This is a genomic window from Mucilaginibacter defluvii (assembly GCF_039543225.1).
GTDB classification, from domain to species: Bacteria; Bacteroidota; Bacteroidia; order Sphingobacteriales; family Sphingobacteriaceae; genus Mucilaginibacter; species Mucilaginibacter defluvii.
In genome coordinates, this window is the sequence record NZ_BAABJI010000002.1 from 2,024,259 (window position 1) to 2,039,724 (window position 15,466).

Consider the following 15,466-nt stretch of genomic DNA (forward strand, 5'->3'; position numbering starts at 1 on the left):
ATAGCTTTTAATTAAGCAACAAAGGCGGATAATTTACATAATCCGCCTTTGTTGCTTAAAAAACTTAATCCGGGTAAATGCGGCCTATAAAATCTTTGTCTTTGGCAGACAAATAATAGTTGTACCCGATTGACATACCATCGCGCGTTAACGCTGAATCTACAGGATATTGCATGATCGATTTCGGATCAAATTTGGTATTCCGTACATCCGATTTAGGATATTTATAGAGTACGTTCTGATCTACCTTTTTCTTGCCCCAGCCGTAGTACTTCTTGTAGTACGCGTATACCTTTTCTTTGTTCCACTTAATTTCGGCTACCGGGCTGCTTTGCTCATGTACAAGGCCTATGGCATGGCCAAACTCATGGGTTACGGTACGGCTAAACTCCTTTTCTTCGGTCTTGCCGTCAAACCAGCCAAAATTCATGGTTTGCTCGCCTTTGTGGTTATTCGCATCGGTGCCGACATATGACCATGAACCTTTATTATTATTCACCTTGAAGCCAACACGCAGGTCTGACGCGGCCTTATTGTCCGTTTTTACAAAATGCAGGTTAGCATGCTCGGCCCATTTGCGGGCATACTTCATCACCTTGCCCTGTAGATAGTCGCCACCATTAATAAAAAATATCTTAAGTGTTTTGCCATTCGCCCATTTATGATTTCCTTCATATACGGCATCCGTTTGCAGGCGGCTATCATCGGTTGTATCGGTCATATCAATACAAGCCTGCGGTATGTAGCCGTCAGCAAAGTAATCTGTTTCCGTATTTGTGCTATCAACAATATTGGCGGCAGACTCAGGCGCCACTTCATTCTGTGTTGATTTGTTACATGCCGCAAGTACAATCAGCGCCAATGCCGGTGTTAAATGTTTTAAACGCATAAGTGATGATTTTAGAAAATGAGTAATTTAATTTTGGTTAGTTAGATGCATCATAAACGCATTTTTGAGAAGAAAATTTTACTTTAGAGAAATAAATATAATATATAAGCATATTATTCCTCTGAAAATTATCCATTTGAAAATGCAGACCGGCATTTTAACGATGACTGGTTTTTAATATTTATTGAAATTGATAAATTGCTTTCGCCATAAATAATAAGCCATAAGTATGAAAAGATTGATTGCAGCCCTTGCCTTTATAATTTTGTTCAGCACATGCCAAAATTCAAAACCCGCGAACACAATAAAAGCCGCTACGGTTGAAGCGATATCTTTTCAAACTGAAACCATGTTCCAAATCAGCTGCGAAAAATTTGATACTTACTATGCCGATAAATGGCGCAGTAAAACTATAAACGATAAAGCCCGGCTCGACACCCTGAATAACTTGCTTGAGAGCTTGCGAAAAACCGACAACGCCTATGAACCTGACGTACGGGTAAAACTGTTACTGACTAACACTGATGGCGGCATTGATACCGTTTGCCTGGACGACAAAATAACCCGTTACAAAAATGCCAGTTATGAAACATCCGTTGAGCTGGCCAATTTTGTACAGCAGTAAGCTGCGCCATTAAATGAATGCGCGATAAATCTTCGCGGCTGTGTGAGTATTTATTTTTGTGTTTAAAATATCATTAACAACAAACGCTGCTGTTAACGCATGTTAAATTTAACACAAAGCAGTTAAACTATTGTTAAGTACCAAACATCTAAATCGATGTTGAACCAAATTTTTACACAAAATGAAAAAGTATCTATTATCAATTGCCTTGCTGGTGGCTGGTGTCATCGGCGCAAAAGCGCAGGTATCCGTTGGCGCCAAGGCAGGTATTACCTTCTCAAAAATTAATGCGGATAACCTGGATGAATCAAGTATTACGGGTTACCAGGTTGGTGGTTTCGCGCGTTTCGGTTCTGACTGGTTTTTACAACCCGAGCTATACCTGGGCAGCAGCGGCGGTAAATTTAAAAGCGACGACAATACCTACAGTGGTAAAGTACGTTTTACAACGCTGAACATTCCGGTACTGGTAGGCAAAAGCTTTGGCCAGGAAGATTTGAACTTTCACTTAGCTGCAGGCCCTATTTACTCGGCTATTTTAAGCGACAGCCGCAGCTTTGGCGACAATGTAAACGAGGCTTTCCGTAACTACAAAAGCAGCACCCTTGGTTTCCAGGCCGGTGGCGGTGTTGACGTGGGCAACATTACTGTTGACCTGCGTTACGAAGGCGGTTTAAGCAAAGTAAGCAATTACTTTGATCAGCGCCAGAGCCTTTGGGCATTAAGCGTTGGCTTTAAATTCTTTTAACAATCAACACCTAAACAAGAAGTGCCGAAATGTAAAACATTTCGGCACTTCTTGTTTTAATCATCTTATAACTATTGTACTCCCCACTGCTTGTTAGGTTTAGGCCCCATCTCCAGTTCAAGTGTGCCACCGCTAACAAGGTCAGCATGTGTAAACCACGGTGTGTTTAGCGCCTTTCCGTTTAATTTAGCGCTCTGTATATATTTGTTTTCAACTGAGGCATTGTTGGCAATCAGCCTGAATTTTTTTCCGTTCGGCAAATCAACCGTAACGTTTTCAAACATCGGGCTGCCAATAGTATAAACCGGTTTACCGGGCGTAACCGGGTAAAAACCCATTGACGAAAATACAACAAAAGCCGTCATCCCACCGCCGTCCTCATCGCCCGGGATACCGAAAATATTATCCTTGTACCATACATCAAGCAAAAAGCGGATACGTTTCTGTGTTTTCCATGGCGCATCAGTAAAATTATACAGGTATGGTATGTGGAAGCTCGGCTCGTTACCCATCGAAAACTGGCCTACTATACCGGTAAAATCCGGGAACTTAGCCTGCAGCTCATACTTGCTGCGGCCCAAACCCTCACGGAAAAGCTGATCTAAACGGGCTTCGAACTTTTCTTTACCTCCCATCAGACTTACTAATCCGGGTACATCATGCTGTACCTGCCATTGGTAGGTCCAGCCGTTGTTCTCGTCATAATAATCGCGCCCCCCCATACCACCATCAAACTTAGGATCGATATTGATGAACTTGCCCTTGTCATCCTTGGGCATAAACAGCATATCCTTATCGCTCCACAGCTTTTTGTAGTTATCGGCACGCTTGATAAACAGGTTATAATCGGCTGTTTTGCCTATATTTTTGGCATATTGTGCCAGCGCCCAATCGTCATAACTGGCGCCAAGCGTTACCGCTACGGCCTGGCGCTTTTCAAAACCATGTACACCGGGTATGGTTTCCTTTTCGCCCGGATGCAGGGCCGGAATGTAGCCGTTTGCATAATAAAAATCTTCTAAAAACGGACCCTTCGGGCCGTTCATCCAAGGCATCATGGTAGCCTGGGTAGCATTTTTGCGCATCCCCTCGTAAGCTACTTTGGTATCGTAATTACGCAAACCTTTGTTGTAGGCATCCAAAAAACTTACGGTTGAGTGGAAACCGTTCATACAGGCATGATCGCCAAACAGAACCGGGAATGTAGGTACCCAACCACTTTGCTGATACATGTTTACGTAGGAGTTCAGGATATCCTCTTCCTGCGCAGGGTCAAGTATGGTGCGCAGCGGGTGATGCGCCAGGTAGGTGTCCCAGGTCCAGTCATCTACATAAAAGGCACGTTTGCTCTCATGTATCTTTTTATCATAACCGCTATAATATTTATTCCCTTCGGAGATATTAACAGGCCGCTCATAACAACGGTACAATGCTGAGTAAAAGCTACGCTTTTGCGCTTCGGTACCGCCTTTAACGTCAATCTGATTTATAACCTTGCTCCAGGCCTGCTCGCCGGATTGCTTCAATTGGTCAAATCCGCGGTCGCCTTTAAACTCTGTTTCAAAATTTGCCTTTGCCTGCTCCGCGCTCACAAATGAAACAGCGTATTTCAGCTCTACCGTACTGCCTGCAGCATTATTAAAGCTAATAAAGGCTTTGATGTTTTTGCCGTTAACTGATGTGCCAGCCGCAGGTATACCATTATTCAGGATGCCCGGAGTACCCGTTTGACTGAATATGCCATAAGTATAAATTTTAATGTCGCCATGATAGGTTTCCATTCCGGTTATCTCGTTTCCGTTGATGTTCCAGGCTGATGCATCGCCATTGTAAGTTCCAAGCAGCAGGTTCTTCTCCCCTTTTGCCGGGAATTCGAATTTATAGATACCCGTTTTTATACCCGGCACATACTCCACCGTGATATCCTGATCGATCAGGTAGGTTTTATAGTACCAGGGGCGAATGATCTCGAGATCATGATCGTACGTCATGCGCTCATTAAATGCTTTGGCCGTAACTGCCCCGGTAGTTGGTTTGATGCTGAAAGCCTCGCCCATACGGTGCGATACGATCAGTAACGGGAAGCTGCTGATCTGGTCGTCAAGGTAATCTTTACGTATCGGGAACATGCGCATCATCTGGTTGGGCAACTGTACCGTTGGCCGGGTAGGCTCAAGCAAAGCGCCAACATTGCCAATGCGGGTATCAACGTATTTCAGGTTTCCCTCGCCTGAATTTTGCTGGGCCAGCCCCGGCAAACTACAAGCGGACAGTAAAGTTAATGCCGAAACGTAACGCTTAATTTTTTTGATCATGGATATTGTTTGTATTGGTTATTAAGCAAATAATAACTTGCTTAAACGATTAACCAAAGTTATAATCTGTACCGATATGCCAAAGCTTTATTGTATATAAATTTTGTGACGGAGCGAGTTTATCCATTTTAATTAAAATAGAACAAACGTTTGCGTAGCCAGTGCAAACGTTTGCACAACAGCTTTTTTGGCAGCAGTAACTGCGGCCGCTTTTTTTAGCCACGGATTTAGTTCAATTTTATGTTACGCCCTGAACAACAAATCAATACTTCTACATCATCCTTTTTTTATATGACGAATAATTACCTGTCTATCCGCCTGAAAAAATCATGGAATAAATTGATTGTTGCAATTCCATTTTTGTTATCGTTCAACGCCATGTTTGCACAAAACACCACCATTATCATAAAAAACGGGGAATACTGGTATGGTGGGGCGGTGAATGAAGCGCATACCATGCCTTTTAAAGATGGCTACACTTTCGATTTATTTGCCAATACTGGTACAAACCAGGCCAGCCCCCTGCTGCTATCAACAAAGGGCAGATACATTTGGAGCGATGAACCTTTTAAATTTACTATAAACGGCAATCAGCTGATTATATCAGACGATAGCCAAGCTTTGGATATTGATTCTACCGGCCGTGACCTGAAGGATGCCTTCAGCAATGCGAGTAAGAAGCATTTCACGACAAAGGATAAACTGCCCGACACGCTTTTGTTCAGCCGCCCGCAATACAATACCTGGATTGAATTGGTATACAATCAAAACCAAACCGACATATTAAAGTACGCCAATGATATTGTGGCCAACGGTTTCCCTACTGGTGTGCTGATGATAGATGATAACTGGGCCGATTATTACGGCAGGTTTGATTTCAGGAAGGACAGGTTCAGCAACGCTACCGCGATGGTTGACAGTCTGCACAAAATGGGCTTTAAGGTGATGCTTTGGATTAGTCCGTTCGTATCGCCGGACACCGAGGTTTACCGCGAACTGTTGGCCAAAAAGCTTCTGTTATACAGTGCGGATCAAAAAGAAAAGAATAATTGGGATAAAGCTGTCAATCCCGCCATTATCAGTTGGTGGAATGGCTACAGCGCCGTACTTGATTTTACCAATCCGCAGGCAAAAGCCTGGTTTAAAAGCAGGCTCGACCACATGGTGAGCACCTATCATTTAGATGGTTTTAAGTTTGACGCCGGTGATGCTGATTTTTACCCCAGGGATGCTATTTCCTTTAAAAAAGCGACGCCTAACGACCATAGCCGCCTGTGGGGCGAAATCGGGCTGGATTACCCGCTTAACGAATACCGCGCCATGTGGAAAATGGCCGGCCAACCGCTGGTGCAGCGCCTGCGCGATAAGCAGCATACCTGGGCCGACCTGCAAAAACTCATTCCGCATATTACCGTGGCCGGCTTGCTGGGCTACAACTTCACCTGCCCCGATATGATAGGCGGCGGCGAATACGGCTCGTTTATCGGCCGGGATAAATTGGATGAGGAGTTGGTTGTGCGCTCGGCGCAATGCTCGGCGCTGATGCCAATGATGCAGTTTTCGGTGGCGCCGTGGCGGGTATTAAGCAAAGATAACCAGGCACTGGTTAAGCAAGCGGTAATAATCCGCGCAAAGCATACCGCGTACATTATGCAATTGGCCAAACAATCCGCAACAACAGGGCAGCCCATTGTACGCAGCATGGAATACCAGTTTCCGGCTCAGGGATATGCGGAGGTAAAAAGCCAGTTTATGTTAGGCGATAAACTGCTGGTAGCCCCGGCACTGGATAAAAACCGTGTTAAAACCATCTACCTGCCCAAAGGCAAATGGCGCGACGACCGTGGAAAAACCATAAAGGGACCAACAAAAATTGCGCAGGATGTTCCGCTTAACCGGCTGCCCGTTTTTGAGCTGGTGAGTAAGTAACGTTAAATTCATCAATTAACCATATAAACCATTATGAAAAATTTACGAGTACTATTAGTTTTACTCATCGCTCTGGGAGGGTGTAAAAAGAACAGTGAAAGCCCGGCTGCGGCTGAAGCCAAAGCAGATTCAAAAAAGGCGACTTTCGCGGTTACCAATTATTACGTTAACGGAGCGTCAGGCAACGATGCCAACACCGGATTAACAGCAGCAGCAGCGCTAAAAACCATACAGGCTGCGCTGTACAAAACCACTAACGGTGCCGGCAGCAACATTTATGTGGCGGCAGGCACCTACAAAGAGCGGCTTTACTGGCCAAACTCAGGCGCATCCGCCAGCGAAAAAATTACGCTCACCAATTACAATGGCGGCATTGTTACACTGGATGGCGTAAATGCCACCAACGATGCGCAAAACTCCATGATAGGCATTGCAAGCAAAAGCCACATTAAGATAGATAACATCCGCATAGCTAATAACATTCGCAGCTTTGCTTCGGGTATCTATATTTCCGGCTCGGGCACTGATGTGCATATCACCAATTGTAAAATTTATAACATCGGCTGGACTACCAACGCATCAGCCATACCTACCAGTACCGATAATGCCAACCCTTTAGTACTAATTGGCACCACATCCACCTCTTATAATCAAATTTACGTAGGCGGCAACGAGATTTATAATTGCAACACCGGCTATAGCGAAGGCCTTACCCTGGGTGGCAACGTGGAGAACTTCTTGATAGAGCGCAACGTTGTACATGATATTAAAAATATAGGTATTGACATGACCGGGCATTACGCATGGACAGGCGCACCTGCAAACGTAAACTTTGCACGCAACGGCAATGTAAAATATAACACCGTTTACCGCTGCGTATCGCCGGTGGCCACCTCGGGCGGTATTTATGTTGATGGCGGTAAATGGATTAACATTGAGGGCAACACCAGTTATGAAAATTACGCCGGTATTAGCGTTGGCTGTGAAAACAATAATAACAATGCCGAAGGCATAAACATACGCAGCAACTTTGTTTATAATAATATTGAGGCCGGGTTGCTTATCGGCTCCAACCAATCAAACGGTAAGGTGATCAATTCAACCGTGAGCAATAATACCCTTTATCAAAATTACTCTAAAGGCGGCTGGGGTGGAGAAATTCATATGCAGAATATGGCAAACGTATCCTTCATCAACAACATAATCCACTCGCGCAGCAATATTGTTGTGATCGCATCATTAGGCTACACCTCAACCGGGCTTAGCTTTAACTATAATAAATATTATTCGCTGTCGGCATCGGCTTCAAACGTAACGTTTGACTGGGGCGGCATCAACGGCACCACTTACTCAAGCCTGGCGGCCTTTAAAACTGCTACCGGATTAGATGCCAATTCAACCTATGGTATCCCGGGTTACGTATCAGGCACTTTACCGACTCCGAACCTGCATTTAAGCAGCACTTCGGCATCAGTAAACGCAGGGCTGCCTACCTATGTGGTACAAACAGGTGAGTTTGATATTGACGGCGGCGCCCGCAAAGTAAATAATCGGGTTGATATAGGCGCCGACGAATCGGCCTACTGATATTATCAAATACCATAAAGAAATGCCCTGCCGGTTAATCAAACTGCAGGGCGTTTTTTATGCATTATATCCAAAATGGCTATTACTTGCTGATTACTGACACTTAACCGAAAAATTGGTTACATCTGCCGAAGTTTGGGGATTGCCCACCCCATAATCGCGAGGTACTTTTGTGATGTTAAAACTATGGAAGTAAAAAGCCATAGCATAACAGGCAGGAGATTGTGAAGCCGGCTCCATGATTCTGCCAAAAAACAACCTGTTTCAATATTTGAAACAGCAACTAATATCATAATATCAAGATGAAAACTTTAATCAAATTAAGTGCACTGACACTTGCAATAGTATCTTTATTCTCAATTAACGCTAACGCACAAGATGGCGGCAAAACAACTACTACAGGTTCAGGTATCCGTTTAAGTGTAGGCCCTGATTTTGGTTTGCCTGTAGGCAGCTTTAAAGACAGCTACAACTGGAGCGTAGGCGGATCAGTTCAGGCTGACTTCCCGATCCTGCAAGATCAGTTATATGTTACCGTTAACGGTGGTTACCAAAACTACTTCGCTAAAGAAATTAATGGCGTTAAAGGCGAAAATTTGCAATTAATACCGGCAAAAGCAGGTTTAAAATACTTTCCGGTACAAAACTTTTATGTACAAGGCGAAGCCGGTGCCGCTTTCCTGACCAACAAAAGCGATGTAGGCGCAACCAAATCAGCAGCGTTTGTTTACGCGCCGCAGGTAGGTTACCTGTTTAACGTAGGCGGCAACAACTACATTGATGCCGGTGTACGCTTTGAAGGTAACTCAAAATTTACCGACAATGGCAAAAGCAATAACCTGCTCGCCCTGCGTGTAGCTTACAGCTTTGGTTTATAATATAAATAGTGTTTAATAATATAGTAACAGCGCCTGCGATGTTTATCGCAGGCGCTGTTTTTTGCTATTGGGGCTAAACAATCATTAAATATTATACCTCTTTTGAAACCATTTAGGTATGATTAACAACTGAATTACTAAAACCGAAAAAAGCCCTGATAATATATAAGTTAAAGCAACCTTTAATTCTTTATTGGCTATAGTTACTGACATTTCATCTTTAAATACAATTGGTGAAATGATGTATCCAATAAACATACCTGAAAACATTTTAGAAATATATACCTGTTATAGCTTACTCTTCTAAATACTAAATAAAATACGATTATACCAAGCGCAATTATCCAGGTACGAAAAATCAGCGCATCGATGAAGTATAATGGTATATAAACTACATTGTTTACTGCCCGCCTAAAACTCAATATCAAATCCACAGCATAACTTGTTATAGCTATTATTAAACTTATAATCACTAATTCTATACCCAAGCGGGCAATTAAGTTTGCTTTCATTATCTGCAAATCAGGCTTTTCAGTCGTTTAAATATAAGAATTTTTAGCAAGAGTTAACTCATTTCAATGGTCGTCATTTCTATCAGTATGACATTTGGCTTACCTTATTATGAGAATTCGCTTACCACTTATATGCGTATTACTCCTTCTTTTGCTGAGCTAAATATTATATATGAAACAAAGCTACCTTACAGATCACTTTGTTGACACCCGGCTACCTGAATCTGCCCAAGCCATTATAGCCTCCGGCAGCAATCAGGCTGTTAACGCAAAAGGCCACCTGGATGAGTTGATGACCATACATCACCATACTAATGAAAACGCACAGCACCACTACCACGATACACATTACCACCTGCTTTTAGGCAAACAAGGTTATACCGAGATTATTGCCGGCAACCTGATACATAACTTTAACGCGGGCAGCATGTTTTTACTATTACCAGGACAAATACCTGATTATCAAAATAGTTCTAACGGATTGCAGCTCACCATACTGTCATTCCATAAAAAACTATTGAGCAGCAGCCTGATCAAACAGGCAGGCATACTCGAAATAATTACCCCGGGGGAAAGGGTTACGCCCTTTTGCGAATTATCTGCTGACCGGCTAAGAGTAATGCGTGAGCTTTTTGATAAGCTGGAAAAAGAACTCTATGGTACCCGCATCTTCCACGAGCAGATGGCATATCTCACCTTTATTGAACTGATGCTTCAAGGTTACCGCGTTTGTACCGAGCCGACTGTGATAAGCCACGCTAACAACCGGGCTGTGCAATTAACCCAACAATTTTTGGAACTGGCGGACGAGCACTATTTAACCAAACGTACAGTACAGGAGTATGCCGACGAGTTAGCCGTAAGCGCCAAGTACCTGAGCGAGGTGGTGAAAAGTGAAACAGGCCTGGCACCGCTGCATCATATTCACCAGCGGTTATTTAACGAGGCAAGGCATTGGTTAATATCGGCAAACTTATCTATAAAAGAGGTGGCTGATAAATTAAGGTTTGATACACCCTCGCATTTTAGCCGCTTTTTTAAACAGTATACCGGCCACAACCCAACATCATATCAGTTGATACACGCGGTAGCGATATAAAATCGCCCTTGAGCAGGCCTGAAAATGATCCCGGTCACTTTTCGGGCTGTGTGTTATCATTTCAGGATAACCTTGCTTATTATGATATTTGTGCGCAATATCATATTTTAACCGCATGGACAAAGCCGCACTGCTAAACGCAATTATTGAGAATGCCATTGATGGTATCATCACCATTGATGAGCGCGGCCGGGTCGAGTCCATTAATCCATCAGCGTGTAAGCTGTTTCAGTACGAGCCCGAAGAAGTTGTAGGGCATAACATCTCCATGCTGATGCCCCCGCCTGACAGGGAGCAGCACGACGGCTATATAAACAGATACCAACGTACCGGGCAACCACACATTATAGGTATTGGCCGCGAAGTGCAGGGTTTGCGCAAAAATGGTACGGTATTTCCGTTCAGGCTGGGGGTAAGCGAGGTGCAGTATTCAGGCAGGAAAATATACACGGGCTTTATACACGATCTGAGCCGCGAAAAAGAAGCCGAAGACCGCCTGCGCGAGTATGCCGCTAACCTGGAGCAACAGGTTGAAGAGCGCACCTTATCTCTCAAAAAAACCGTTGATGCCCTGCAAATAGCTAAAGAAGAGGTCAGCCTTTCGCTGGAAAAGGAAAAGGAACTCGGCCAGTTAAAAAGCCGCTTCGTATCCATGGCCTCGCATGAGTTCCGTACGCCATTGAGTGCTATCCAGCTTTCGGCCGTGCTGATAGAGAAATATGCCTCGCAGTTCGAGAATCCCAACATTACCAAGCACATCAACAAAATAAAAGCATCAATAGGTAATTTAACCAGCATTCTGAATGATTTTTTGTCGTTAGAGCGCCTGGAGGCAGGCAAGGTAGAGCCTGTTTTTACCCCTTTTGATATTGTAAAATTTGCCGAAGAGATAACTGAGGAAATGCAGATGATAGCCAAGGAGGCACAAAATATTGTTTACCAGCATACCGGTACAACCAGTATGGTAAGGCTTGACCAGGGCTTACTGCGCAACTGCATTATCAACCTCATCAGCAACGCTATAAAGTATAGCGGCGAACATACTTTTATTGAGTTTAATACTGAACTTACTGATTATCAGCTTACCATCGTTATAAAAGACAACGGCATTGGCATACCCGAAAGCGACCAGAAACATTTGTTCGAGGCGTTTTTCAGGGCGCATAATACCGGCAATATACCGGGCACCGGTTTAGGGCTAAACATTGTTGCCCGTTATGCGACTTTAATGAACGGGCGGATAGCATTTGAAAGCAAAATAAACCAGGGTACATCATTCACTTTAGCATTTCCGGTACAGGCATGACAACCATATTGATCATAGAAGATAATAACGACATCAGGGAAAGCACCGCCGAGATTTTAGAGCTTAGCGGCTACAAGGTTTTACAGGCTAACAACGGCAAAGCGGGTGTCGACCTGGCTTTTCAGCATAAGCCTGACTTAATATTATGCGATATTATGATGCCCGAGTTGGATGGCTACGGCGTACTGTACATGCTGGGCAAAAACGCAGAAACCGCAGGCACGCCCTTTATTTTCCTGACCGCAAAGGCCGAGCGGATAGACTTTAGAAAGGGCATGGAGATGGGTGCTGATGATTACTTGACCAAGCCCTTTGACGATATCGAGTTACTGAACGCCATTGAATCGCGACTGAAGAAGAAACAGCGGCAGGAGGAGTACTACAATCAATCAATAGATAAACTGGAGAAACTGGCCAGCGGAAACGGCCAGGGACTGGCTGAATTAAGGGAGATGATAGCCGGGCGTAAAGTACGGCAGATCAAGAAAAAGCAGATCCTTTATTACGATGGCGATACCCCGCAAGGCCTGTACCTGGTGCTGGAGGGCAGCGTAAAAACCATAAAAATGGCCGAGGACGGTCGTGAACTGCTGACCGGAATGTACCGGGCTGAAGATTACCTGGGTATACATGCCCTGCTGTTGGACGAAAGCTACACCGATACCGCCGAGGCAGTAGAAGATTCAGCCGTGTGTTTGTTACCAAAGGACATGACCATCAACCTGTTGAACAAATACCCGGATGTGGGGCAGCAATTCATCCGTATACTGGCCAACAACGTGCGCGAAAAGGAAGAACAGTTAATTGAACTTGCTTACAATTCGGTACGTAAGCGTTTGGCGCAGGTACTTATCCGCCTGAGCAAGCAATCGGCTGATCCGTCGCAGTTTAAAGTATCACGCGATGAGCTGGCCGCCATGGCAGGCATGGCTACAGAAACCGTTAGCCGTACCTTAACCGATTTTAAGGAAGAGGGATCAATAGAAAAAAAAGGCAGCCAGATAAACATACTGGATATGAACCGACTGATAAAAATGAAAAACTGACGAATATCATTTTTTGTGCTGACGGCACGCATGTTTTAGCTGTAATCGCAGGCCTACCTTTGTAGCAAAGCAATTAACAGATGAAAGTTGTAGCCTACAGTATAAAAGCTTTTGAAAAGGAATTCCTGGCAAAGTCCAATCAAAAGAAACATGATATAACCCTTATATCAAACCCGTTAAGTATTGAAACGGCCGCTTACGCGCAAGGTAAAGATGCAGTAGTGATATTTACCAATGATGATGCCTCAGCCCCGGTGATTAATAAACTGGCTGATATGGGTATTAAATTCATTGCCACACGCTCCGTAGGTACCGATCATATTGACAAAGTCGCCGCAGGTAAACGTGGCATTAAGCTGGCCAACGTGCCTATCTACTCACCACAAGCCATTGCCGAACATACTGTAGCCTTAGCCCTTGCGCTCAGCAGGCGTTTAATTACGGCGCATCAGCATGGCCTTAACTTTGATTTTAAGCTGGATGAGCTGATCGGTTTCAATTTTTACGGTAAAACCGTCGGGTTGATCGGTTTGGGGCATATCGGCCTGGCGACAGCCGCCGTTTTTAAAGGGCTTGGCTGCCGTGTTATTGGTTATGACGTACACAAACCCGACCGTTTACAGGGTATCGAACTGGTTACGCTGGATGAATTGCTGGCACAATCAGATGTAATATCCCTACACGCGCCGCTTACGCCCGATACCTTCCATATTATCAACAATGAAAGCATCGCCAAAATGAAACAGGGTGTTATGCTGCTTAACACATCACGTGGTGGGTTGATCGATACAGAATCGGCCTTATTAGCAATAAACGCGGGACAGATAGGCTATTTAGGTTTGGATGTTTACGAGAATGAGAAAGGCCTGTTCTTTCAGGATCATACCCATGATGCGCAAAAGGATGATTTGCTTACCCGTTTAATGGCTCACCCGAATGTGATTGTTACCCCGCACCAGGCATTTTTAACCAACGAGGCTTTGCAGCAGATCTGTGATCAAACTATCAAAAACCTCGATCTGTGGCAGCAAAACAAATGTACCGGCAATGCGTGTGCCTGCGCCAACAGTTGCCGCACCGAAGTTGTGCCTGTTAAAATCATCGCCTAAATAGCCCAAAACCATGCCCATACTAGAAGCACTTACAGAAAAATATAATGTTGCCGCGCCGCGCTATACCAGCTACCCTACTGTACCTTATTGGGATAATACCCCTTTTGATACCGCAGACTGGGAACGCGCCGTAAAGGCATCATTTACGCAAACCAACAATACCGATGGCATCAGCCTGTATATTCACCTGCCCTACTGCGAAAGCCTGTGCACCTATTGCGGCTGCAACACCCGCATTACCAAAAACCACAGCGTAGAGCAACCCTATATTGAGGCTGTACTGAAGGAATGGGGCATGTATAAAGCCATCTTTAATGAGCAGCGCGTGATACGGGAGATACATTTGGGCGGCGGCACACCAACCTTTTTTAGCGCGCAAAATTTACAGGTACTGATTGAAGGATTACTCGATGATACCGCCATTCACCTAAATGCTGAATTTGGTTTCGAGGCGCATCCGGGTAATACAACTACGGAGCATTTGCAAACCCTGTACGATCTGGGTTTTCGCCGGTTAAGCCTCGGCATTCAGGATTTTGACCCGAAGGTGCAATTCATCATTAACCGGATTCAGAGTTTTGAACAGGTTAAAAAAGTAACCGACGAGGCGCGTGCCATTGGCTACACCTCTATAAATTACGACCTGATCTATGGCCTGCCACTGCAAACCGTAGAGAGCATGGCGGATACCCTGCAACAGGTTGCCTTGCTGATGCCTGACCGTATCGCCTTTTACAGCTACGCCCATGTACCCTGGATAAAACCCGGCCAGCGCCGCTATACCGAAAAGGATCTGCCCAACGCGTTTCTGAAACGTAAGCTGTATGACCTGGGCTGCGAGCTGTTTCAAAATATCGGTTACCATGATATTGGTATGGACCATTTTTCATTAAGTACCGACTCTCTTTACCAGGCGGAACAGGGTGGCCGTTTACACCGCAACTTTATGGGTTATACCCATCAGTATACCCAGTTGCTTATTGGCCTTGGCGTATCGTCCATCAGCGATTCATGGTACGCTTACGCGCAGAATGCTAAAAAGATAGATGAGTACCTGAATCTGATCAACGCTGGCCGGTTGTCACTTATCAAGCTTCATCAATCTACCAACGAGGATATGCTGCTGCGCCGACATATACTGAATATTATGTGCAAGGGCCAAACCTGCTGGGATCATGATGCCCAAACATCTGCCGGGCTGTTAAAAAGCATTGAACGGCTTGAGCCATTAATGGATGACGGCCTGATAGAACTAAATTCCCGGTGCCTGAAAGTTACACCGCTTGGCAAACGCTTTTTACGTAATATATGTATGGCGTTTGATGAAAAGCTATGGCAAAACAAGCCTGCAACGCAATTATTCAGCATGAACGGATAAAACACATAATCAAACCCGAACCCAATCAATTAACAATTAAAA

The 15,466-nt window shown here is 44.5% G+C and carries 12 protein-coding genes; 10 read left to right on the forward strand and 2 right to left on the reverse strand.

Annotated features, from left to right (window positions below; genetic code table 11):
* Positions 1–64 precede the first annotated feature (64 nt).
* Positions 65–889, reverse strand: a complete 825-nt coding sequence (locus ABD960_RS15245) for a M12 family metallopeptidase (protein WP_345332034.1) — start codon at positions 887–889, stop codon at positions 65–67.
* A gap of 229 nt (positions 890–1,118) precedes the next feature.
* Here ABD960_RS15245 and ABD960_RS15250 point away from each other — a divergent pair, with 229 nt between their 5' ends.
* Both ABD960_RS15250 and ABD960_RS15255 read left to right on the forward strand, forming a co-directional pair.
* On the forward strand, positions 1,119–1,514 hold the full coding sequence (locus ABD960_RS15250) for a hypothetical protein (protein ID WP_345332036.1): 396 nt from the start codon (positions 1,119–1,121) through the stop codon (positions 1,512–1,514).
* 181 nt (positions 1,515–1,695) lie between these two features.
* Positions 1,696–2,262, forward strand: a complete 567-nt coding sequence (locus ABD960_RS15255; protein ID WP_345332038.1) for a porin family protein — start codon at positions 1,696–1,698, stop codon at positions 2,260–2,262.
* Between the two features lie 71 nt (positions 2,263–2,333).
* Here ABD960_RS15255 and ABD960_RS15260 read toward each other — a convergent pair whose 3' ends face one another.
* Entirely contained in the window at positions 2,334–4,577 is a 2,244-nt protein-coding gene (locus tag ABD960_RS15260) for a GH92 family glycosyl hydrolase (RefSeq protein ID WP_345332040.1), read from the reverse strand.
* A 291-nt stretch (positions 4,578–4,868) separates the two neighbouring features.
* Here ABD960_RS15260 and ABD960_RS15265 point away from each other — a divergent pair, with 291 nt between their 5' ends.
* The 8 genes from ABD960_RS15265 to hemN all read left to right on the forward strand — a co-directional run bounded on the left by ABD960_RS15265 (position 4,869) and on the right by hemN (position 15,424).
* Positions 4,869–6,506, forward strand: coding sequence for a glycoside hydrolase family 31 protein (locus ABD960_RS15265; protein WP_345332042.1), 1,638 nt, complete (start codon positions 4,869–4,871; stop codon positions 6,504–6,506).
* Between the two features lie 33 nt (positions 6,507–6,539).
* The gene (locus tag ABD960_RS15270) at positions 6,540–8,093 is read left to right on the forward strand and encodes a right-handed parallel beta-helix repeat-containing protein (protein WP_345332044.1); all 1,554 of its coding nucleotides are present in this window, start codon (positions 6,540–6,542) and stop codon (positions 8,091–8,093) included.
* A gap of 302 nt (positions 8,094–8,395) precedes the next feature.
* Entirely contained in the window at positions 8,396–8,971 is a 576-nt protein-coding gene (locus tag ABD960_RS15275) for an outer membrane beta-barrel protein (protein ID WP_345332046.1), read from the forward strand.
* A gap of 684 nt (positions 8,972–9,655) precedes the next feature.
* Complete coding sequence (locus ABD960_RS15280) at positions 9,656–10,582, forward strand: AraC family transcriptional regulator (RefSeq protein ID WP_345332048.1); 927 nt, start codon at positions 9,656–9,658, stop codon at positions 10,580–10,582.
* Positions 10,583–10,697: 115 nt separating this feature from the next.
* The gene (locus tag ABD960_RS15285; protein ID WP_345332050.1) at positions 10,698–11,888 is read left to right on the forward strand and encodes a PAS domain-containing sensor histidine kinase; all 1,191 of its coding nucleotides are present in this window, start codon (positions 10,698–10,700) and stop codon (positions 11,886–11,888) included.
* A complete protein-coding gene (locus tag ABD960_RS15290; protein ID WP_345332052.1) occupies positions 11,885–12,934 on the forward strand; it encodes a response regulator in 1,050 nt (349 codons plus the stop codon). Before ABD960_RS15285 ends, ABD960_RS15290 begins: the two co-directional genes overlap by 4 nt.
* 80 nt (positions 12,935–13,014) lie before the next feature.
* Positions 13,015–14,043 (forward strand): 2-hydroxyacid dehydrogenase, encoded by a 1,029-nt coding sequence (locus ABD960_RS15295; RefSeq protein WP_345332054.1) that lies wholly within the window; start codon positions 13,015–13,017, stop codon positions 14,041–14,043.
* 13 nt (positions 14,044–14,056) lie between these two features.
* On the forward strand, positions 14,057–15,424 hold the full coding sequence (gene hemN, locus ABD960_RS15300; RefSeq protein WP_345332056.1) for an oxygen-independent coproporphyrinogen III oxidase: 1,368 nt from the start codon (positions 14,057–14,059) through the stop codon (positions 15,422–15,424).
* Positions 15,425–15,466 lie beyond the last annotated feature (42 nt).

What these genes read in the sequence shown, in the direction of transcription:
- ABD960_RS15245 (WP_345332034.1), bottom strand. Translation starts at nt 889, where the DNA reads ATGCGTTTAAAACATTTAACACCGGCATTGGCGCTGATTGTACTTGCG.
- ABD960_RS15250 (WP_345332036.1), top strand. Translation starts at nt 1,119, where the DNA reads ATGAAAAGATTGATTGCAGCCCTTGCCTTTATAATTTTGTTCAGCACA.
- ABD960_RS15255 (WP_345332038.1), top strand. Translation starts at nt 1,696, where the DNA reads ATGAAAAAGTATCTATTATCAATTGCCTTGCTGGTGGCTGGTGTCATC.
- ABD960_RS15260 (WP_345332040.1), bottom strand. Translation starts at nt 4,577, where the DNA reads ATGATCAAAAAAATTAAGCGTTACGTTTCGGCATTAACTTTACTGTCC.
- ABD960_RS15265 (WP_345332042.1), top strand. Translation starts at nt 4,869, where the DNA reads ATGACGAATAATTACCTGTCTATCCGCCTGAAAAAATCATGGAATAAA.
- ABD960_RS15270 (WP_345332044.1), top strand. Translation starts at nt 6,540, where the DNA reads ATGAAAAATTTACGAGTACTATTAGTTTTACTCATCGCTCTGGGAGGG.
- ABD960_RS15275 (WP_345332046.1), top strand. Translation starts at nt 8,396, where the DNA reads ATGAAAACTTTAATCAAATTAAGTGCACTGACACTTGCAATAGTATCT.
- ABD960_RS15280 (WP_345332048.1), top strand. Translation starts at nt 9,656, where the DNA reads ATGAAACAAAGCTACCTTACAGATCACTTTGTTGACACCCGGCTACCT.
- ABD960_RS15285 (WP_345332050.1), top strand. Translation starts at nt 10,698, where the DNA reads ATGGACAAAGCCGCACTGCTAAACGCAATTATTGAGAATGCCATTGAT.
- ABD960_RS15290 (WP_345332052.1), top strand. Translation starts at nt 11,885, where the DNA reads ATGACAACCATATTGATCATAGAAGATAATAACGACATCAGGGAAAGC.
- ABD960_RS15295 (WP_345332054.1), top strand. Translation starts at nt 13,015, where the DNA reads ATGAAAGTTGTAGCCTACAGTATAAAAGCTTTTGAAAAGGAATTCCTG.
- hemN (WP_345332056.1), top strand. Translation starts at nt 14,057, where the DNA reads ATGCCCATACTAGAAGCACTTACAGAAAAATATAATGTTGCCGCGCCG.